General features: G+C 51.1%; 17 protein-coding genes and 1 pseudogene. 5 read left to right on the forward strand and 13 right to left on the reverse strand.

Annotated elements, in window-relative coordinates; genetic code table 11:
- Positions 1-2: 2 nt before the first annotated feature.
- The gene (locus JWG88_RS07235) at positions 3-374 is read right to left on the reverse strand and encodes a PilZ domain-containing protein (RefSeq protein WP_205233032.1); all 372 of its coding nucleotides are present in this window, start codon (positions 372-374) and stop codon (positions 3-5) included.
- A gap of 65 nt (positions 375-439) precedes the next feature.
- Positions 440-667: pseudogene (locus JWG88_RS22130) on the reverse strand (hypothetical protein); the annotation flags it as partial.
- A gap of 227 nt (positions 668-894) precedes the next feature.
- On the opposite strand from JWG88_RS22130, the gene JWG88_RS07240 reads away from it, so the two are divergent.
- On the forward strand, positions 895-1,632 hold the full coding sequence (locus JWG88_RS07240; protein ID WP_205233033.1) for an RsmE family RNA methyltransferase: 738 nt from the start codon (positions 895-897) through the stop codon (positions 1,630-1,632).
- Here JWG88_RS07240 and JWG88_RS07245 read toward each other — a convergent pair.
- From JWG88_RS07245 to JWG88_RS21885, 8 genes are all read right to left on the reverse strand, one after another.
- Positions 1,601-2,551 (reverse strand): tetratricopeptide repeat protein, encoded by a 951-nt coding sequence (locus JWG88_RS07245; protein ID WP_205233034.1) that lies wholly within the window; start codon positions 2,549-2,551, stop codon positions 1,601-1,603. The two genes, JWG88_RS07240 and JWG88_RS07245, sit on opposite strands and share 32 nt — an antisense overlap.
- Complete coding sequence (locus JWG88_RS07250; protein ID WP_205233035.1) at positions 2,548-4,371, reverse strand: BatD family protein; 1,824 nt, start codon at positions 4,369-4,371, stop codon at positions 2,548-2,550. The genes JWG88_RS07245 and JWG88_RS07250 overlap by 4 nt, the downstream gene beginning before the upstream one ends.
- Positions 4,371-6,254: a VWA domain-containing protein gene (locus JWG88_RS07255; RefSeq protein WP_205233036.1), complete on the reverse strand. Its 1,884-nt coding sequence runs from the start codon at positions 6,252-6,254 to the stop codon at positions 4,371-4,373. The genes JWG88_RS07250 and JWG88_RS07255 overlap by 1 nt, the downstream gene beginning before the upstream one ends.
- A gap of 72 nt (positions 6,255-6,326) precedes the next feature.
- Complete coding sequence (locus JWG88_RS07260) at positions 6,327-7,313, reverse strand: vWA domain-containing protein (RefSeq protein ID WP_240194308.1); 987 nt, start codon at positions 7,311-7,313, stop codon at positions 6,327-6,329.
- Complete coding sequence (locus tag JWG88_RS07265) at positions 7,310-7,939, reverse strand: DUF4381 family protein (RefSeq protein WP_205233037.1); 630 nt, start codon at positions 7,937-7,939, stop codon at positions 7,310-7,312. The genes JWG88_RS07260 and JWG88_RS07265 overlap by 4 nt, the downstream gene beginning before the upstream one ends.
- Entirely contained in the window at positions 7,936-8,850 is a 915-nt protein-coding gene (locus tag JWG88_RS07270; RefSeq protein ID WP_205233038.1) for a DUF58 domain-containing protein, read from the reverse strand. Before JWG88_RS07270 ends, JWG88_RS07265 begins: the two co-directional genes overlap by 4 nt.
- Before the next feature lie 4 nt (positions 8,851-8,854).
- Positions 8,855-9,928: an AAA family ATPase gene (locus JWG88_RS07275; protein ID WP_240194309.1), complete on the reverse strand. Its 1,074-nt coding sequence runs from the start codon at positions 9,926-9,928 to the stop codon at positions 8,855-8,857.
- Positions 9,929-9,976: 48 nt separating this feature from the next.
- Positions 9,977-10,111 (reverse strand): hypothetical protein, encoded by a 135-nt coding sequence (locus tag JWG88_RS21885; RefSeq protein WP_306793065.1) that lies wholly within the window; start codon positions 10,109-10,111, stop codon positions 9,977-9,979.
- 34 nt (positions 10,112-10,145) lie between these two features.
- Here JWG88_RS21885 and JWG88_RS07280 point away from each other — a divergent pair, with 34 nt between their 5' ends.
- The 3 genes from JWG88_RS07280 (at position 10,146) to JWG88_RS07290 (ending at position 13,840) form a co-directional block, all read left to right on the forward strand.
- Positions 10,146-11,363 (forward strand): PQQ-dependent sugar dehydrogenase, encoded by a 1,218-nt coding sequence (locus tag JWG88_RS07280; protein ID WP_205233039.1) that lies wholly within the window; start codon positions 10,146-10,148, stop codon positions 11,361-11,363.
- A 299-nt stretch (positions 11,364-11,662) separates the two neighbouring features.
- The gene (locus JWG88_RS07285) at positions 11,663-12,487 is read left to right on the forward strand and encodes a rubredoxin-like domain-containing protein (RefSeq protein WP_205233040.1); all 825 of its coding nucleotides are present in this window, start codon (positions 11,663-11,665) and stop codon (positions 12,485-12,487) included.
- Positions 12,488-12,547: 60 nt separating this feature from the next.
- Complete coding sequence (locus tag JWG88_RS07290; RefSeq protein ID WP_205233041.1) at positions 12,548-13,840, forward strand: pyridoxal phosphate-dependent aminotransferase; 1,293 nt, start codon at positions 12,548-12,550, stop codon at positions 13,838-13,840.
- Positions 13,841-14,027: 187 nt separating this feature from the next.
- Here the strand turns inward: JWG88_RS07290 and JWG88_RS07295 are convergent, their stop codons facing one another.
- A complete protein-coding gene (locus JWG88_RS07295) occupies positions 14,028-14,621 on the reverse strand; it encodes a YceI family protein (RefSeq protein ID WP_205233042.1) in 594 nt (197 codons plus the stop codon).
- 271 nt (positions 14,622-14,892) lie between these two features.
- Positions 14,893-16,221: a ferredoxin reductase family protein gene (locus JWG88_RS07300; RefSeq protein ID WP_205233043.1), complete on the reverse strand. Its 1,329-nt coding sequence runs from the start codon at positions 16,219-16,221 to the stop codon at positions 14,893-14,895.
- A gap of 270 nt (positions 16,222-16,491) precedes the next feature.
- On the opposite strand from JWG88_RS07300, the gene JWG88_RS07305 reads away from it, so the two are divergent.
- Complete coding sequence (locus tag JWG88_RS07305; protein WP_205233044.1) at positions 16,492-17,229, forward strand: dienelactone hydrolase family protein; 738 nt, start codon at positions 16,492-16,494, stop codon at positions 17,227-17,229.
- 12 nt (positions 17,230-17,241) lie between these two features.
- On the opposite strand, the gene JWG88_RS07310 is transcribed toward JWG88_RS07305, so the two are convergent.
- On the reverse strand, positions 17,242-19,311 hold the full coding sequence (locus JWG88_RS07310) for a methyl-accepting chemotaxis protein (RefSeq protein ID WP_205233045.1): 2,070 nt from the start codon (positions 19,309-19,311) through the stop codon (positions 17,242-17,244).
- Positions 19,312-19,392: the final 81 nt, after the last annotated feature.

The following is a 19,392-nucleotide window of genomic DNA, read 5'->3' on the forward strand; positions in this document are numbered from 1 at the left end:
AATTACCCGGCGGTATCCATGGGTGAAAGCTGGTAGTCCTGATCAAAAATGATCCCCAGACCCGTCTCCTCGGCGCGAATAACGACCCCTGTTGCCTTAACCCAGATTTTCTCGGCTCCGAGCTTCTTCAGGCTGCCCGCCGAAAGGATAAAACGGAGTTTTTTCAATTGATCGTAGTCGACCAAAAATTCAAGGTATACCCTGCTGGCCAGGGGAATTGGTATATCGGTGATCAGGAAGGCGCCACCGGAGCTTATATTTACCGCGGTGGTTACTTCATTGATAGGATTTCCCGCACTATCCGCAGCTGCACTTAATTTGGCCTGGAGCTGCAGGAGAAAGCGTTCGTGGTACCTACGGTCATTTTTATTCATGTTCAGGGTGATGTAATTGTGCTGATTTCGAGGGCAAATACCAGTTATTCAGATTAATAGTTGAGTTAAGCCTGGATGTCAAACAAATGGATCATTTTTCTTTTAAAGAGACCCAGGCTATGGTTACCGCATATGAGAGATACATGACTGGTATTCAGGAGCTTTACTCCTTCCCGCATCGGCCGCTGGAAGGCCTTGCGTCCGGTAATCAGGCCGGCGCCGCTGGCCCGCTTATTAATTACAGCTGTTCTGACTGCCTCGGAAGAATCATTCCGGCCTGACGCTCCTCCTGAGTACTCCTGTTGATTCCGGGCTCATAAAGCTCGATATGCTCTCCGGCGGCACCGGTGCGATAACACTTCCTTATTGGAACAATAAATTTTGGGAGGCATAAGTAAAGGCAGGAAAATGAATTTTATATTAGCTGCCCGGGGACTGGTCAGCTGCCCTGTAAAAAATCTGGATAAATCTGTGGAAAGAAGATAGCTTGTCACTATCGCACTAGGAATGGTATGGGATTATGAGACGATTTTTCTTTAATACTGAACAACGTAGCGGAGAGACGGTGATTCTCTGTGCAGACGAATCACGTCATATCAGCAGGGTTCTACGTTACAAGCCTGGTCGGCAGGTAGAGCTTCAAGACGGTAAAGGGACTATTTATCTTGCTGAAATTATGGACACATCCGAGAATGTGCGGCTGCGCATACTGGCCGAGAGGAGCGGAGCGAAGAAGGGAAATACCGGATTGCTGGTTGGACAGGGAGTTATAAAAACAAAAAAGCTGGAACTGGTGCTGCAGAAATGTACCGAGCTCGGGGTTGACGGCTTTTACCCGTTTTTGAGCAGTCGCTGCCAGGGTGATTTGATACGGCAATATCGGGGAAAGGGGGAGCGCTGGCGCCGCATTATCGACGAGGCATGCAAACAATGTCTGCGCTCCCGACCCATGGATCTTCAGGCCATCCACCCTTTCGAAGAGATTATCGACCTGCCGGAAATCGAAGACAATGTGGTAAAACTGCTTTTCTGGGAGCATGAAAGGGAGACGAACCTGGCCTCCCTGCAGGAGCCGTTAAGGCCCGGCAGTCCGGTTTTTCTCCTTTTCGGGCCGGAAGGCGGTTTCTGCGAGGAGGAAATTGAGTGTGCCGGCCGCGCCGGCTGGCAAACGGTGGGTCTGGGACAGCGGATACTGCGGGCTGAAACCGCTGTCATTGCCGCGGTTTCTATCGTCCAACACCATCTTGGGAATATGTGATATGGCTGGTATTGATCTGCTCAAAGGAGGTAGTGGGAATCCATCCTGATCGCCCTCTCTCGTCCTGTACATAGTGATAGTCTCCATGTTGCTTACCGGCATGGACCAGGGTCCCCTCTTCCAGACTGCCCAGAGAAGCGGCTGAATCAAAAGGGGATGTCAGCAGCCTGATGTCCTCTTCGGTAATCACTCCGCTATTCCACAAGGTGTGCTGCCGATAGGCGCCCAGACCGGCGAGAGCAATAAAACCGATAAGCAGGAGGCAGAGAGTCGACCGCCCTTTTCTCAAACGGAAGCGCAGGGATAACATGAGAAGCAGGGTGAGAACACCGTAGCCGCAAAGCGCCAGCAACGCCCACTGGTTCATGTCATAGCGAACGAGAAGCTTCTCTCCCAGACTTTTTTGCTCCGAAAACAGCCCGTTCCTCTCTCGTATCATGGCAAGATCTCCGCGCAGGTCGTCATCTCCCGGGGCGATTCTCAACCCGCGCAGGTAGTGAAGAATCGCCTCTCCATCCTGCCCTGCGCCGGCATAACTGTTAGCCAGATTATGGAGGAGTTCCGCGGAAAAGCCATATTCGCCGATCAAGCTTCTGTAAATTGTGATGGCCTGCTGATACTTCCTCTCGGTATAGGCCTGGTTGGCCTCATCGAACCTTTGGGCTGGGGCCTGCCCGGTTTCAGCGCAATGGCCGCTGGTGTAGAGCGGCATTATCATAATGATAAACAACAGGCCACCATGAGAAATGGCCTTTTCACCCAATCTCTTCGTTGTGTCAGTAAAATTTATCTTCGGAATATAAAATATATGCCTCCGGTAAATTTTGCTGCCACGCCTCGACCGTGAGCGAAAAATCTCATTTTTCAGGGTACCCACAAGTTTGCCGGCAAGCATTCCAATTCGGCTGAGCTGGATCATGAGATCACCTCCCCCAGTTCCTTTTCCACAACTGTAAAATATTTTTTCATTTCCTCGGTTGAGAGGTGCAGCCCACCGTAGGCATGTTCTTCCGTCGCCGCAAAGAGAAGAATAAGCGGCGAATCCGCAGGCAGCCTGCTCTGCAAATCATGCAGGGTTATGGCGGCAGGCGCCATTTTCCATGGCAGCGCCAGCTGCGCTTGAATGATGCGTCGGCAGCGGAGTACAAAAGCAGCTTCATCGCCGGCTTCAATGTCCTGCATCAGAGCCTGCAGTTCCGCAGAAAGATGTTTCCGCTGACGCTTTTGGAGCAGCAGTTCACTGTTGCCGGCGCGGTGATTTCTCAGTAGGGTCACTGTCAATATCGAAAGCAGTAAAAGTGTGCAGAGGATCAGGATGGCAATAAACCAGCTGCGCTGATAAACAGGAATGATTTCCGTGACGAATGTCCCGGTTTCCAGGCGTAGCTGCACAGCCGGTGGACTTTCGCTCTGCTGTGGCGGGCTTGTCGCCAGCTCCGCTGGAGACAAGGCCGGGGCGGATGCATGGGCAGGGTCTACTTTTATGGTAAGCGGCAGCGCAGCCGTCGTTTTGGTTACATATGTTTGTTTTTCAGGATCGAAAAAACTGAAGCTCAGTGCTGGGATAGCTTTTATTTCAGCACGTTCGGCAACAATTGCCTGTTCGAAGATCTTTTTGCCCTGATAGCTGCTGCCGTCATTTTCAAAGCGTACGGTAGGAGAATAGGTTTTCCACTCACTGCCTGCCGGAAATTGCGGAGCGGAAACCCTGTCGAAATTGCCTTTTCCCGAAATCGTCATAGTAAGGGTCACAGGATCCCCAATTCCGATAGTATCGGGAGCGGCCTTCAGGTCAAATTCGAATCTGCCCACCGCGCCGCTGAAACTTTCAGGTCTGCCCTGTTGTGGCAGAGGCAGGATGACCATGGGGTGCTTCGGACTGAGCAGATGAACCTCCTCTCTTTTTATGCTGCCGAAAAGATCGCCAAAAAAATCATCAGCTAAAGGGTCGTTGCCGAAAAAAGGCGACCTGCTGTTTTTTTGCGGCACCAGCAGAGTGGAATCGAGATTTACCTGGAAATCATATTGGCCCTCCTTGATCGGCGAAAGGGACGACCGCCAGGTAATGACGGAGTAAGTTCTGCCGTTATGGGCTTCGACTTTCTGTTCAGCTTCGCCCGAGGACGGGTTGAGCATGAAACCCTCGCCGTTGATCTCCGGTATTCTCTGGATTTCAGCGCGTATGCCCTGACGAAAATACGCTTTGATCTGAACCGGCAGAATTTCCCCGACATAAGCCTTCTCCGGCAAACCTTCGACAATGACAAAGACATTTTTGCTGGAATCATTTTCCTTCTCAGTGCTGACTGGATTCGGTTCATTTAAAGAGCTTCCTGATTTTACTTCAAAGGTGAGCGGTTCCGACAAAAGTATTTCATTTCCGGTCTTCACTTTAAAGGAAGGGATGGTGAAAGTTCCCGTTCGCAGGGCCTGTATTACGTAAATATAGGTGATTGAAGAGGTTATGGAACTATTTATCACCTGAGTGCTGGAGCGCTGCTCCCTTCTCTGAAAAATCAGGTTTTCAACCTCCGGCAGATCAATATCGGCCGAAGATGCGCCGGTGACGGTAATTGAAAGATAGGCTGGCGAATCGATTGAGAAGGCCAATGTATTAAGGGCAACAGTAAGATCAGGTGTATTCCGGGCCAGAACGGGATTGGGTCCTGACAGAAAAAATGGAATTAAAAACCCAAGAAAAACTATCCCGAGCCGAGACATATCAAAAAATCTGCTCATTACCAGTTTCTCCCTTGGGTGTTGGATGGCTTATGATCCGTTTTGGGGATAAAATTGAGGGTGCCGTCTTCATTTTTCATCTCCTCCAGCAACTGCCGGGCTTCCTCCTTGCTCATTTTTCCTTCCTGTCCCTGCCGCTGTTTCTCTCCGTCCTTCGAGCTCTCCGGCTGCGATTTTTTCTCCGTGTCTTCTTGCTCTTCCGGCTCAGTCGTCTCTTCCCGGCCTCCTCTTTCCTGCTCTTCCGGTTCAGCAGCGATCTCGCCGCTGTTTTCCCCTTCTTTATCCTGTTGCTCCGGGGGGGGCTCTTGTTCCGAGCTGTTCTGATTACCGTTTTCGCTGTCGGTGTCTTTTTCGCCCTGGTTTTTTTCTTCCTTATTCTGCTCCTGCTGCCGTTGTTGCAGCTCTTCCAGTTTTTTTTCTACAAAATCGTGATTGGCTGCCGCTTCCTTATTATCAGGCTGCAGCTGCAGGGAAGCCTCATATGATGCCAAAGCGTTCTGCCAGTGTCCAATGGTTTTGCGGGGATCAGCCTGCAGGCTCTCTTCACCCTTTTTGAATTGGGCATTACCCCGGTTGTAGTAGGCTTTTTGCTGGAGAAGAAGATCGTCACTCTGAAGCGCCCTGTTGAAGGAAGTAATTGCTTCATCATGGAGATTGTTCTTATAGGCAGCGGTTCCGTAATTGTAGAGCAGGGCGGCATTGTCGGGATCATCTGCAAGGGCGTTGTCATAATATTCGGCTGCAGCCAGATAGTCTTCTTCCTGAAAAGCCTGTTCTCCAGGCGATGCCATGATGGCGGAAGGAGAGTGAAATATGGCTGCAGGCAGCAGGAATAGCATCATTATTGTTTTGCCACGCAGCTTTCTGGGGAGTTGAAAGGCCAACCCCTCTATCCGGCGGCTGACCATCAGGTATTCCACAAATAACAGGAGAAGGGCGATGCCCAGGAACCAGGGGAATCGTTCCACCGGCACCTTATGCCGTTTCTCGGCAAGCTCTTCCTTGGGGATAAGAATAAGCTTCTCATTGTAAATCGTCTGAAGACCCTGCCCCCTGTTGCCCAGCGGCGCATAAAGGCCATCGGTTTTTTGGGCGATGTCCCGCAAAGATTGCTCATCCAGCCTGGAGACGACAAACTGACCGGAATCATTCTTGACGAATTCCGGAGAGTCGCCTTTTTTCAAAGGGATGAGTTCTCCTTCGGGAGTGCCGACTCCGACGGTGAAAATGGTCAGGTCTCTTTCGGCGGCAGTGGAGGCGGCCGCTATGGCATCCCCCTGTAGATTTTCTCCATCGGTGACTATTATCAGGAGCTTATGGTTGGCATCGTTGCGCAGTACCGATTCCGCCTGCGTGATGGCAGCGGCCAGATTGGTTCCGGGATCGGGGATAAGCGTGGTGTCGACAGCCTGAAGCGATTGTTCGAAGGCATGGTAATCAACCGTTAAAGGGGACATGAGGTAGGCTGAGCCGGCAAAAGGCATCAGGCCGACCCTGTCGCCCTCGAGCCGGTTGACGAAGTCGAGGATTGCAAATTTTGAACGCTCCAGTCTATTGGGACGTATATCTTCAGCGAGCATGCTGGCGGATGTGTCTATGGCAAAGAGAATATCGATACCCTTGCGCTTCACCTCTATCCAGTGATGACCGTACTGCGGACGGGCCAGTGCCATAAAACAGAAAAAAACAGTGCCCAGGAGCAGAAAAAGCCTGATCTTTCTTTTGTTCGAAGAGACATTGCGGGTCAGACCGGCCAGCAGGGTTTGGGCGGCAAAGACCTGCAGGGCCAGGTTGCGCTTTTTCTCCAGATGCAGATGAAGGAGATAGATGGCGCTGCAGCAGAGCAGCCCGGCAGCTATCCATTGAGGTTGAGCAAAATTCATGACAACTCCTATCACGAATATTTCATAATATGCATATTTTTATTTCTTTCGTTTTTTTATGCAACGTTCGGGCTAAGGCAGACGGTTACGGTCGACAGCGAAGGATGTGGCCAGAAGGACAAAGACCGCCGCCAGCAAATAGGGAAAGAGCTCCCGATAATTTTCAAATTTTTTTATGGTTCGGATGGTTGTCTCCATGGAATTGATCTCGGCATATATTTCTTCAAGCGAGTTTGTATCGGTTGCGCGAAAATAGAGTGCCCCTGTCTTGTCGGCAACTTTGCGCAGGGTCTCCTCGTCTATATCAACCTGGGCTTTGACCAGACGCCGTTTGCCTCCCTGCATGACCGGGTAGGGGGCCAGGCCGCGGGTTCCGGCGCCGATGGTATATACCTTTATCTGCATGGCCTGCGCCGCTTCGGCGGCGATCAGCGGCGGCACCCTGCCGCTGGTGTTGACGCCGTCGGTGAGCAGAATGACAATGCGGGATGTAGCTTCCTGATCCCGCAGCCTGTTCACCGATGTACCGATGGCCGAACCGATGGCGGTGCCGTCCTCGATCATACCTATATGCAGGGAATCGAGTCGTTTGAGCAGCCAGTCATGGTCGAGAGTGAGCGGGCTGACCAGATAGGGTTTACCGGCGAAAGCCACCAGGCCGATGCGGTCATTTGGGCGGTCTTCAATGAATTTCGCCACAACATCCTTCACCGCATCGAGCCGGTTTACCGAGCGGCCCCGCAGGGTAAAATCCATGGCTTCCATGGATCCTGAAACATCGACGGCAAGAAGAATATCTATTCCACTGGCGTGAATTTCCGTGGTTGTATTGCCCTGCTGCGGCCTGGCGAGGGCCGCAATTAAAAAGGCCATGGCAAGTAATTTGAAGGTCAGGGCTACATTCCCGGCATTCATTTTACGGCCCAGGGCAAGGGTTCTCGCCACGGTGGTCGAGGAAAACAATAGCGCCGGGGCGGCGCCTCTTTTACCCTTGAGAATCAGCAGCAGCGGTAAAAGAGCGAGCAGCCAGAGAAGCTGGGGATAGACAAATCGCATCATTTCTCCTCCGTGATGGTATCCTCGATGAAAAGCCGGATACTCTTCTCCATCTCTTCCATCTGTTCCCTGTCTGTCGTTTTGCAGGCATATTTGGCCAGATCACATTGGTTGAGACAATGGGCCAGAAACTTCTCAAAAGGCAGTAACAAAGCGGGCTTACTCTCCTGTTCAGTTTGAATCGATAAGAGAAATTCGGAGGTCGTCTGCCGGGTGGAACGAATGGAGAATCTTTTCTCGATATAGCCTCGCAATATTTCCGAGATCCTCTGTGCATAGAGCAGCGACTGACCCCTCTCAAGATAGGCGCGGGCTGAAGCAAGTTCGGCCAGGGCTGCCTGATGTGGAGCAACAACTGTCTCAGGCTTCTTTTTCTTTCGTCGTTTCAGGAAAAAAACAGCAAGGGCAATGACGGCGGCGGCAGCGACAGCGGCGGCAATATAGAGCGGCCAGTTGACAGGGTCCGGCAGCAAAACAGGTCCATAAATATCGTAGAGGTCCTGGTTTTCGGCAGCGGCTGGAGGTGTGTTGGAATGCTGCAGCATCAGATCGTTTTGGCTGATCGCCGAGACAGGAAGACATATCACCATCATCAAGCTGTGGTGAAAAATCCGAGCAAGCACTTTCATCGACGCATCCTCCTCCGGCGTGCTCCGAAAAAGCCCAACAGCGGCGGCAGGTAGGATACTGCAGTGGAAAGATCGAGCAGGTCAACACCGGCCGAACGAATGGTGTGGTGTATCTTGCGCCGGTTTTCTTCGGCGATTTCGCGATAGCCGCGGCGTACTGCCGGATCGGAGGTATTGAGCTCCACCTGATGTCCGCTTTCCGCATCTTCCAGAGTGATCCTGCCGATGTCGGGCAACTCAGTTTCTCTGGGGTCTGAAACCATAAGGCTGATAAGGTCGTGCCGTTTACTGCCGATCCTCAGAGTGTGCGAGAGCCGGGCCAGAGTACCATCAAAGTCCTCACCAAGGCAAAAGTCGGAGATCAGGAAGGCCACGCATTTCCGCTTGATCACCCTGTTGACGAAATCGAGGGGGACGCGGAGGTCCGTCTCTTTTCGTTCCGGCGTAAAAAAGAGAATTTCCCTGATAACCCGGAGAATATGGGTGCGGCCCTTCTGCGGCGGGATATAGAGTTCGATAAAGTCGGTGAACAGAATAAGCCCGACTTTGTCGTTGTTGCGTACAGCGGAGAAGGCCAGCACCGAGCCGAGCTCCGCCATCATCTCCCTCTTGGACAAGGCGGATGAGCCGAATTCGCCGGAGGCGCTGATGTCGATCAGCAGCATGATCGTGAGTTCACGCTCCTCCACGAATTTCTTGATATGGGCGACACCTGTCCGGGCCGTCACATTCCAGTCGATGGTGCGGATATCGTCCCCCGGCACATATTCCCTGACTTCGTCGAAATTCATGCCCCGGCCCTTGAAGACGGAGTGGTAGCTTCCGGCGAGACTGTCATTGACCAGACGATTGGTGCGTACTTCTATCTGTCTGACCTTCTTCAGGATCTCTTTGGTGAATCCGTTTTCCATCTGATCAGGGGACAGGTATTGAATCGAGAATTTTGCGGATGATATCCTCGCTGCTGATATCTTCGGCCTCGGCTTCGTAGCTGATCCGGATACGATGCCGCAAAACATCACAGGCAGCGGATTTAACGTCATCCGGCGTGACGAAACCGCGTCCTGCCAGATAGGCAAGCGCCCTGGCAACAGCCTTGAGGTTAATGGTGGCTCTGGGACTCGCTCCGGTTTCGATGTATTCATGCAGATCGAGCTTGAAGGCGCGCGGATCCCGCGTGGCGCAAACCAGTGAGATGATATAATCCTTTATCTTATCATCTATATAGATGGTGTCGACAATCTTTCGTGCTGCGAGTATATCTTCGGGGGATATGACCGGGCTGACCTTGACGGTCCTGTCCGTCCGCTCCACTTCATCGAGGATGCGCCTCTCTTCCGCCATTGAGGGATATCCGACAATGGTCTTCAGCATGAAGCGGTCCATCTGGGCCTCCGGCAGGGGATAGGTGCCTTCCTGTTCTATGGGATTCTGGGTGGCCAGAACCAGAAAAAGCTCGGGAAGCTGAAAGGTCTGATCGCCAATGGTAACCTGTTTCTCCTGCATGGCCTCAAGGAGGGCAGACTGCACCTTGGCCGGTGCTCTGTTGATTTCGTCGGCCAGGATGATCGAGGCGAAAATCGGGCCTTTTTTGATCTCAAAAGCTGTGTCTCTGGGGTTATATATCTCGGTGCCGATGATATCCGCCGGCAGCATATCCGGGGTAAATTGGATTCGCCTGAAGTCCGAGTGGATCGTCATCGCCAGAGTTTTCACGGAGAGTGTTTTGGCCAGTCCCGGCAATCCCTCCAGGAGGACATGGCCGCCGGTGAGCAGGCCCACCAACAAACGCTCGACAAGATCACTCTGGCCGATAACCGCTTTTGCCATCTGCCGCCGAAAGGGATCCAGCCAGACTGCGCTGGCCCTGACTGCTTCATTTATCTTGGCAATGGAGCCGTAGACGTCCTGATGAGATTGTTTCCCGTCAAAATTTTCCGGCTGTGGCGGGTATGCAGCCACAGCCTGCTCGTTATTATTTTTCCACATATCTTCTCCTTATAGGACATGATCAGTCTATCCTTTTGAATTCTGCTACTATACCAGCTCAACATTACCATAACCTTTCATAAGCATTACATTGCTGTAATGAGCCTGAAAATATTCGATGAGGGCGACGCCATCTTCCATGACAAGTAGATAGGCAACACTTATTGTAGAGATATCCTTCATTCAGAAAAATACAAAATCCACCCAGGAGTCAGATATGAAAAAAATTATCGTGCTGATCTGCTGTATTTTCTTCGGTTCGGTTGACGTGCTCTATTCTCTGCCTCTGCAGAGCCGGAATATAACCGTCAACGGCTATTCCAGCGAACTGCAGGTTCCACTGGGCATGACCGTCGAGTATGTGGCCAATATTGGTCGTCCGCGAGCTATTGCCCTGGGACCTGACGGAGAGATGCTCATCGGCTCCCGAGGGGCCACCATCTATCGTATTCCATATCCCTATAGTGAGGCGGAAATTTTAGTGACCCTCCAGGGCTATATTCATAGTGCGGCCTATAAAGAGGGAAGAATTTATGCTGCGGAAACAGGAGCCGTGCTGGCGGCAGATTATCAAGGAGCATCGACTAGTCTGACCGCAGCGGATTTTATAGAAGTAACTTCACTTCCCTCGGCGACCGGTGGGCATTCGAGCAGGACTATCATTGCCGGGCCCGATGACCGTCTCTATGTGGGGCTTGGCATCAGCGGCAACTGCTCAGATGAGTATCTCGATAACAGTTATCCTTTTGAAACAAGAAGAGGCGGAGTTTTTGTCCTTGATGCGCATGATAATCTTCAACGCTTTTCTTCCGGCCTGCGTAATCCCATAGGTTTGGCCTTCCACCCGCAGACCGATGAGTTGTATGCGACCAATGCCGGGCCGGATCACCTGGGATATGACATGCCGCCGGAGATATTTTCTCCGCTCGCCCCCGATTCCTTTCATGGAATGCCCTGGTTCTACTATTATGACGGGAGCTTCCGGGAGGCAGGCTGTGCGGCAAGTACGCCTCCGCGGCCGGCTTCGCAGGCCACTGCTCCGGCTGCCCTGTTTCCGCCGCGTTCGACCCCGATGGGATTGGCTTTCCTGCAGGAATCCAGCCTGGGGAGAGAGTATGACGGCAGTGCGGTTGTGGCCGTTCATGGTTCCTGGGCTACTTCTCCGGGTGGCGAGCCGGAGTCGCGCAGACCCCCTCAGCTTTCTCTGGTGGTTTTTGAAAACGGCGACGCTGTCCGAGTTGAAGATCTTGTGACCGGCTTTCAGCGCAGTGACGGCAGCAGATTTGCCAGACCAGCCGGTGTTGCTGTCGGTGAGGACGGCCACATCTATTTCACCAGTGATGGAGGAGAGGTTAATGGTCTCTTCAGGCTTGTTCCTGAGAATTCGGGCCGTTCGATTTCTTCTATTTACGGTCTTCTGCTGGATAATCAATGAGGATATTGCCAAGTCGCCTCGAAAAACGGGCAATTAGGACGCCGTTAATGGGGTAACTCCAAAGTTTGATAAATTGTATTTGGTCAGGTGTCGTAGGTGTGATAAGATACAGAGATTACTAGTCTAGCTCGGATATTTCAGAAGTCATGAAATGTCGGGCTAGCTGTCTTATCCTGGTGGTGGGCATGGCCAAAAGTTTTTATCCGGAATAAATAGATTCGCGCCGAAACCATAATTCCCACGGTGTGAGAAAAAGTGTTTAAATTAAATTAAGTTATGAGAAATCTGAGGTTTCAGGCATGAGAAAATGGAAATGTGCTGCTTGTGGTTATGTGTTTTCTGCTGATGAACAACCTAAAAACTGTCCTGCCTGTGGAGCCGGAGCGGACATGATTGCAGGTGAAGACGATAATGAGGAGTTGAAGGCGAAGGAGAAAAAAGGAAAACAACGACAGGAGGCCGCAGCCGATCCGGGAAAAGATCCCGCTGCCCAGAGAAAATGGAGATGTACCGTATGTAATTATGTGCATACAGGCGAGGAGCCGCCTGATGTCTGCCCGGTCTGCGGCGCTGACAAAAGCGCTTTTGTGGAAATTACCGAAAAGGAGACGGCAGGCGACAATCCGCCGGTAACCAACAAATCTGCGGTAAACCCCGAGGCGCCTGAGGAGGAGAAACCTTTCGGGATTATCGGCGCCATCGTCACCCGTCACCATTTTCATCCTATCACTGTCCATATACCAAACGGAGTACTGCCGGTTGCCCTGGTATTTCTCCTTCTTGCCGTATTTTTTCAGCAAAGAGCCATGGAACAGGCGGCTTTTTTCAATCTGATCTTTGTTCTCATCAGTTTGCCGGTGGTTTATGCAACCGGGTTTATTGCCTGGAAGAGAAAGTATCGCGGGGCTAGAACATTTATCTTCAAGGCCAAATGGGCCTGCAGTGCCATTATAGCCGTACTCATGATCATATTGGTTTTCTGGAGGATTTTAGATCCGCAGGTTGTGTTTTCCGGAGGAACTGCGGGCTGGACGTACATTTCCCTGTGCGCTGTCGTACTTGCGGTGGCGGGATTTGCCGGAAGTCTTGGCGGACGACTGGTGTTTGGAAAAAATGTGGATTGACCAATTTGTTTCTCTGTCTTGATCACCAGGGAAAACTGAATCGTAATATCGGGAGGGTGCATGATTTATCACAATTCTCCAAAAACGCATCTTAATAATAACCTCGGTAGACTTTCAACTTCCGCTACCATTGCCATCCAGCAATTATGCAGGCAACTGCAACAAGAAGGGAAAACCATCTACCGGCTGGGTCTGGGGCAGTCGCCTTTCCCAGTCCCGGCACCGGTGGTCAGGGCGCTTCAGGAAAATGCTCACCAGAAAGATTACCTCGCCGTCAAGGGGCTCGAGGAATTGCGCCGGACCCTTGCCGCAAGTCACTGTGCCTCCTATGGCATCGGCTGCGATATTGAGGATGTCATCATTGGGCCCGGCTCCAAGGAGCTGATGTTTATCCTTCAGCTGGTTTACGATGGAGAGATATTGATACCCATACCCGCCTGGGTTTCCTATGCACCACAGGCCAGAATCATCGGCCGGCACGTCAACAATATCGTCACCGAGAAAAAAGACCGCTGGAAAGTTACAGCAGAGCAGATAGACAGTATCTGCAGGCTCGATCCCGGACGATCCCGCATGCTGATCCTCAATTATCCTTCCAACCCCACCGGCCAGACCTATGATGCCAATGAATTGGAAGAGCTTGCCGAAGTAGTCTCTAAATACCAGGTGCTGGTACTCTCCGATGAGATTTATGCCAGGATGACCTTCTCCGGAAAGCATACTTCCATTATCGACTATTATCCGGAAGGGACGATATTCAGCGGTGGGTTGAGTAAGTGGTGCGGGGCCGGCGGCTGGCGGCTGGGACTTTTCATTGTTCCGGAGGCCATGCGCTGGATCACCAATGCCATGGCAACGGTGGCCAGTGAGACCTTCACCTCCACCAGCGCTCCAATTCAATATGCGGCGATCGCCGCTTTCGAGGAAAATCCGGAGATCGATATATATGTCGACAGGTGTCGACGAATACTTGGGGCACTGGCCGGAGACATAACCCGGAGGCTGGCCAAAACCGATATAGATGTCATTCCCGCCCAGGGAGGATTTTATATTTTTCCGGATTTCGGCAATTATCGTCTGAGGCTGGAGAAGAGACATATCTTCACCAGCGCTGAACTTTGTGACGAGCTTTTACATGAAACCGGGGTAGCCATTTTACCAGGCTCCGATTTCGGCAGACCTGTTACCGAACTTACCGCCAGGCTCGCCTTTGTCGATTTCGATGGTGAAAAGGCATTACGCGATTATCCGGGAGACGATGGCCTGGACCAGAGCTATCTGGCGACCTGCTGTACCAACACCCTGACGGGGATCGAGCGCATCATCGAATGGCTGGGGGCCCTGGATGAATAAAGCGGAGTCTCAAACCTGGCCCGCACCGGTGATGTCTTGAAACAATGAAGTGAACACTTCTAGAACTCATAGCGGTGAGGAGAATTTTGTCTGGACTACAAATGTATTACTTTGGTTGCGTGGAAAAGCTGCGGGCGTCGTCTGCCGTAGATACCATGCTTGCTGGAGGAATCACCGGGGCCGCTGATTATTGCTTATCAAGCACCTCCAGGCTGACAAAAATGTCAACATCTCTGCCGAGAACCCCAGCCTCCAGAAACTTACCGGTGCCGACGCCATGGGCGAGACGATCAATAGTGACCCTGCCGTTGAAACCGGCAACCCGTGTTCCCTCCATCATTGGGTGCTCCTTTATTCCCGCCAGCCTCAGAGGCAGGTCGAGATCATATTCCTTTCCCTTTATGGTAAAGGTACCGGCTACATTATAAGTGTCGGGGCCTGATTCTGTTATCTCCCTGCTTTCAAAGCGGATAATGGGAAACTTCGATTCATCGAAAAAATCGGCAGAGAGCAGATGCCGATCCCGTTTGCTTTGGTGGGTGGTGATGCTGTCAACTTCTATTTCAAAGATAAATTTGCTTTCAGCAAGATTTGCCGGGTCAAACCTTACGGTCCCTGTGTAATTTTCAAACCGGCCCCGTACCTTGGAAAAGATATGTTCGACACTGAAGTAGAAGTTGGAGTGGTCTTTGTCCAGCTGCCAGACGGGAACTTCTGCGAAACTGCTTTGGACCCCTAAGAAAAGAGTCAGCAGCAGAGAATACAAAAACGACCGTTTCATATTTTACCTCTGGTTCTCTGGAATATGTGAATGGGTTATCCGAGTATTGTCGTTAAGGTGGCCTTTATATTCGATGACTCGTAAAAAGCTGGATCTGCACTGTGTATATAAAGCTTTTCTCGAAGTCTGCACTTATCGCAGATTCCATCTCGGCCAACTTGACGACTTTTTACTGGATTTAACCTAGTTGGAGATGCTGTTTTCCATAACAGTAAGACATGTTAGAGGAAGAACAAGATCGAAGGAGGTTGCTGGTAGGTTCATTGCCACCCTACAAAGAAAATCGTTCCCGGAAAATGTTCTTTCCCATGAAACCGAGTTTCTGCAGATTCTTTCCGGTTTCCACCATCATCTGTTCCGGCCCGCAGATATAAAAATGGCTGGTCCGAGGAAAAGAAGGCAGAAGATTGCCGAGAAGTTTGCAGCTGATCCTTCTCCCTTTTTTCTCTCGCGAAAACAGCAGATGGACCTCAAGTGAGGAAAGCTCATTTTTCAGATTTCTCAGTTCATCATGCAAAAAAAACTCATTTTTCCGACGAAGGCTCCAGAGAAGCATAAGCCTGGGCTGCTTTTCCTCGGTGGAAAGCTGCCGCAGCATACTGATCATGGGCGTTATCCCTATACCTGCGGCAATGAGAACCATATGAGAAGCTACTGGTCGGGCCTTATAGCTGAAAAGACCGAAGGGACCCTCAATGGCTGCCTTGAAAACGGCTCCGGCATCAAGTTTCGAGGTCCAGTCGCCACATTTTTTTATCATAAACTGCAGGGTCTCGTTTTTGTCAGGTGAGGATGCAATGGTAAAGGGATGGGGTTCAGTGCTGACGGTGTGGCCGATTAATCGCAGGAAGACGAATTGACCGGGAGCAAAAGAGAAGGAAGTCGGTGCCTTTATCTCCAGGGATATTACCTTGTCGCTTATCGGCGAGATATTGCTGATATTGAAATATCTTAAAGCATCCCTGATGGTTCTGAATGTATGTGTAATCACACAGAGGAGAACAATTCCGGCAACAAGGAAAAACGAGTGGCGTGGCACATCCTGCCCGAACGAGTCACTGACGGTGAGAACATGAACGCCCATACCGATTAGCAGTAGATATCCCATAGGGCGATGCACTATTCTCCAGAGATGGTAGGGGATGAATCCTTTTTTCAGGGATGCGGTGAAAATTACGATGACGAGCAAAAGCAAGGTAGTTGCGCCAACCATTTCAGGCCAGAACTTCCAGCCAATGGGGAGATTATCTATGCCTTCGGGAATCAGGACTAGAAAAGGGTGGAGCAAGGCCAGGCCGGCCAACGCAAATCCATTGAGCTGATGGAAAAAATAGACCTTATCAAGGCCGAAGGTTCGATCGAAAAGGATGAGGCGTGAAGCCAGGAGAATCTGTAAAAAAACCAGCACGGCAGCGAACAAACCCGCTATCTTGCCGGTCTGCAGGAGCCTCTTGTCGCCCCCGAACTTATACCAGAGGGAGGAGGATTCCCAGAGAAAAGGAATAGTTACGGCACCTGCTAGCAGGAGTAGAAGAATGAGCACGAGGATGAGTTTGAGTGCTTTTCTTTTGCCGGGGGGGTAGAGAGGGCGCAAATGCATGCTGGAGTAGCTCCTGCGGGATGGTGTCTGGCCATCTGGAATTTTCCAAAAAGCCTGGATTCTGAATTGATTTCCGCTGATTCAGTTCCTATGGTTTATTCGAACCTGGCCAAAAATGGATTCCGGTTCTTTGGAAATATGAGTCTTCGAAAGTATATTTGCTGACCATGTTTTGTTCAACAGAATTTGAGGCTTTCCACTTCCAAACCGCAGGTAAATCCCAAGTAATTCTAGAATTTCCCCCTGCCTGGGCAGGAAAAAGGAGGAATTATGATACGCAGACTCATCTTGGTATCGGCAATGCTGCTGTTCGCTAATGGGGCAATTGCTGCAGGAAATTTTGTCCAATACAAGGTCGGCGGCGAATCTTTTGAGGGATATTTCATTTCGCCTGCCGACAATGCGCCCTTGATTGTGATGGTGCACGACTGGGACGGTTTGACGGAATATGAAGTTAAGCGGGCAGATATGCTTGCCGAGCTTGGATATGCCGTCTTTGCTGTCGATCTCTTCGGTGAAGGGATACGGCCGGTTGAGACCGAGGAGAAAAAGAAGCTGACCGGCATGTTATACGAGGATAGGGAAAGAATGCGGGGACTTCTCCAGGGCGGGCTGGATAAGGCCGCAGAGCTCGGCGGCAACAGGGACAATGCCGTTGCCATAGGCTATTGCTTCGGCGGTGCGGCTATTCTGGAATTAGCCAGAACAGGCGCTGCGCTTAAGGGATTTGTCTCCTTTCACGGTGGCTTGGAAACTCCTGAAAATCAGAGTTATTCGCAGACGAAAGGCAAGATTCTGGTTCTTCACGGCAGCGCCGATACATCCGTAACTCTGGACCAATTTGCCGCCCTGGCTAAAGAGTTGGAGGAGCAGGATGTCGATCATGAGATGATAACCTACGGCGGTGCTCCCCATGCCTTTACGGTCTTCGACACCGAGCGCTACCGCGAGGATGCCGACAGGAAATCATGGCAGCGTTTCACCAGATTCCTTGCCGACACACTCTAGGAAACTGAATATTTATTTATTCTTTTTCTGCGCCTCTCTATTGGCGAATGAGACCTCGCGGTTCGAAACCTTGAAGACACTGATCATGTTGCGCAGTTGGGAAGAAAGATCGGAGAGATTTTTTGAATTACTGCGCAACGTGTTGCTCCGTGTGTTCATTCCCTGGGCGATGGCGCTCACCTCACCAATATCCTGAGCTATCTGCGCTGACACCTGTGAACTCTGGGCCACGTTTTCGTTGACTTCGCTGATACCAAGAGAGGCCTGCTCAATATTGAGGGCAACCTCCGAGGCGCGTCCGGCCTGTTCCGACATGGAGCCGGCAATTGAATTGATTATTGAATCAATATCCGCGATTACCTTGGAAATTCTGCCAACCTCTTCAACAGTCCCCTCTGTGGAATTCTGGATACCCTCAATCCTTTTCTTGATCTCCCGGGTGGCCTCCTGAGTTTGATTGGCCAGCCCCTTTATTTCTGCGGCAACAACGGAAAAGCCTTTTCCCGCTTCTCCGGCACGGGCCGCTTCAATGGTTGCATTTAAGGCAAGGAGGTTGGTCTGATCGGCAATTTCAGTTATTACCTCCGTCACTTTGCTGATTTCACGAGCCGCATCTCCCAGAAGAGTTACCTTGGTCGTGGCGCTCTGGACCTGGCCTGTGGCTGAATTCGACACTTGCATCGCCTGATCACAGCTGACCACAACTCCCTCGAGTGCACTTTTCATCTCCATGGCTGTTCCCGCCACATTACTGATATTTGTCGAGGCCTGCTCACTGGCGGCGGCTATAGAGGTCATGCTGGTATTCATTTCCTCACTGGCCGCAGCGACGGTATCGGCCTTCATACTGAGTTCATTTGATTCACCTTCAAGAGAATCGGAGGCGGAAAGAACTTCGAGCGAGGAAGAGGTAACCGTCTCGGAATTGCCGCCTATTTTAATGATGATTTTCTCCAGCCGTTCGACAAATGCATCGAACCAGCCGGCGACGACGCCTATTTCATCGGTTCTGGAGGAATTGAGACGTTTGGTCAGATCCCCCTCCCCTTCGGCCGCATCCTGCAACCCTCTGGAAATTTCCTGAATCGGCCTGATGACCATAAATTTGAGGAGAAAAGCAAAAAGCAGAAGTATGATAAGGCCGCAAAGTGCACCAACGATAATGACGATGGAGGTGGTGGAAGAATTGACATCAAATGACGATTTTTCCAGGATTTCAGCGGTCTTCTGTAATGAAGAAACGTTGTTTGCCTGGACCTGGTTCAGATTGTTTTTTATCTGCAGGATCACCTCCTCCGATTCTGAGGCAAGCACGTTCTGGATGGTGTGTTCATTTTTCTTTTTAAGGCCATCGAAGCGTATCCCCATGGCATTGATTTCCTGGATGGCCATGGCTTTGGAAATACCAATGACGATGGTTCCCACCTTCTGGCCATAGTACTCAATGGGGCTTTCATGAATCAAAACCGCCTGGTCCTGCTTTGCTTTCTCCAGAACCTGCAGGATTTCCTGAAATGCAACTTCCAGTCCGCTGCTCTTGTCGGATTCAAAGTCCTCAAGATAGTCGACGATGGTGTCATCGACCCTGTTGACATAACTAGGCAGGGGCTCGTCCTCTTGTCCGAGAAAAAGGATAAAGAGAATTTCTTCGGCCTGGGCGCCGGCCCGGCTCAATTTAATGAGCTGTCCGTAATCCTTTGCCTTTATAGCGTCTGTACCCACACTGGCAATGAGGGAGGCGATTCCCTGGGCATTGGCTTTTAACAGTTTTTCCATGCCTCTGGTGACATTTTTCTCCTCCGCCGACAGAGCGGTCTCGGTAATTTCGAGCAGACTGGAGGAGGCCTGGTCGCTCATTTTTGTCAGAGAACCGTTTACATCCTGCTGCAGGGCGGTAAACTCCTGTTGTGCCGATGTCGTTGTCTGATTGAGCTTGGCGTTGACGTTTTCGCGCATGTCTTCCAGCAGGCTGCTCTGTCTGGCGAGAATGGTGAGACATAAGCCAATAAATGAAATAGTCAGGATAACAGCTAAAACGCCGAGAACCTTGAGGCTGAGACTGCTTTTGAAGTCTTTCAACATAGTGGTGTTCCTGTCAGAATTATGGTGTTTGCCGCGAGAATATCAACGCCCTGCTGCGAAGCTTTCTCTCCGGAATATCAG

The organism is Desulfopila inferna, from assembly GCF_016919005.1.
GTDB classification, from domain to species: Bacteria; Desulfobacterota; Desulfobulbia; order Desulfobulbales; family Desulfocapsaceae; genus Desulfopila_A; species Desulfopila_A inferna.

Excerpts from the sequence above, each read along its gene's own strand:
- JWG88_RS07235 (WP_205233032.1), bottom strand. The coding sequence starts at position 374 with ATGAATAAAAATGACCGTAGGTACCACGAACGCTTTCTCCTGCAGCTC.
- JWG88_RS07240 (WP_205233033.1), top strand. The coding sequence starts at position 895 with ATGAGACGATTTTTCTTTAATACTGAACAACGTAGCGGAGAGACGGTG.
- JWG88_RS07245 (WP_205233034.1), bottom strand. The coding sequence starts at position 2,551 with ATGATCCAGCTCAGCCGAATTGGAATGCTTGCCGGCAAACTTGTGGGT.
- JWG88_RS07250 (WP_205233035.1), bottom strand. The coding sequence starts at position 4,371 with ATGAGCAGATTTTTTGATATGTCTCGGCTCGGGATAGTTTTTCTTGGG.
- JWG88_RS07255 (WP_205233036.1), bottom strand. The coding sequence starts at position 6,254 with ATGAATTTTGCTCAACCTCAATGGATAGCTGCCGGGCTGCTCTGCTGC.
- JWG88_RS07260 (WP_240194308.1), bottom strand. The coding sequence starts at position 7,313 with ATGATGCGATTTGTCTATCCCCAGCTTCTCTGGCTGCTCGCTCTTTTA.
- JWG88_RS07265 (WP_205233037.1), bottom strand. The coding sequence starts at position 7,939 with ATGAAAGTGCTTGCTCGGATTTTTCACCACAGCTTGATGATGGTGATA.
- JWG88_RS07270 (WP_205233038.1), bottom strand. The coding sequence starts at position 8,850 with ATGGAAAACGGATTCACCAAAGAGATCCTGAAGAAGGTCAGACAGATA.
- JWG88_RS07275 (WP_240194309.1), bottom strand. The coding sequence starts at position 9,928 with ATGTGGAAAAATAATAACGAGCAGGCTGTGGCTGCATACCCGCCACAG.
- JWG88_RS21885 (WP_306793065.1), bottom strand. The coding sequence starts at position 10,111 with ATGAAGGATATCTCTACAATAAGTGTTGCCTATCTACTTGTCATGGAA.
- JWG88_RS07280 (WP_205233039.1), top strand. The coding sequence starts at position 10,146 with ATGAAAAAAATTATCGTGCTGATCTGCTGTATTTTCTTCGGTTCGGTT.
- JWG88_RS07285 (WP_205233040.1), top strand. The coding sequence starts at position 11,663 with ATGAGAAAATGGAAATGTGCTGCTTGTGGTTATGTGTTTTCTGCTGAT.
- JWG88_RS07290 (WP_205233041.1), top strand. The coding sequence starts at position 12,548 with ATGATTTATCACAATTCTCCAAAAACGCATCTTAATAATAACCTCGGT.
- JWG88_RS07295 (WP_205233042.1), bottom strand. The coding sequence starts at position 14,621 with ATGAAACGGTCGTTTTTGTATTCTCTGCTGCTGACTCTTTTCTTAGGG.
- JWG88_RS07300 (WP_205233043.1), bottom strand. The coding sequence starts at position 16,221 with ATGCATTTGCGCCCTCTCTACCCCCCCGGCAAAAGAAAAGCACTCAAA.
- JWG88_RS07305 (WP_205233044.1), top strand. The coding sequence starts at position 16,492 with ATGATACGCAGACTCATCTTGGTATCGGCAATGCTGCTGTTCGCTAAT.
- JWG88_RS07310 (WP_205233045.1), bottom strand. The coding sequence starts at position 19,311 with ATGTTGAAAGACTTCAAAAGCAGTCTCAGCCTCAAGGTTCTCGGCGTT.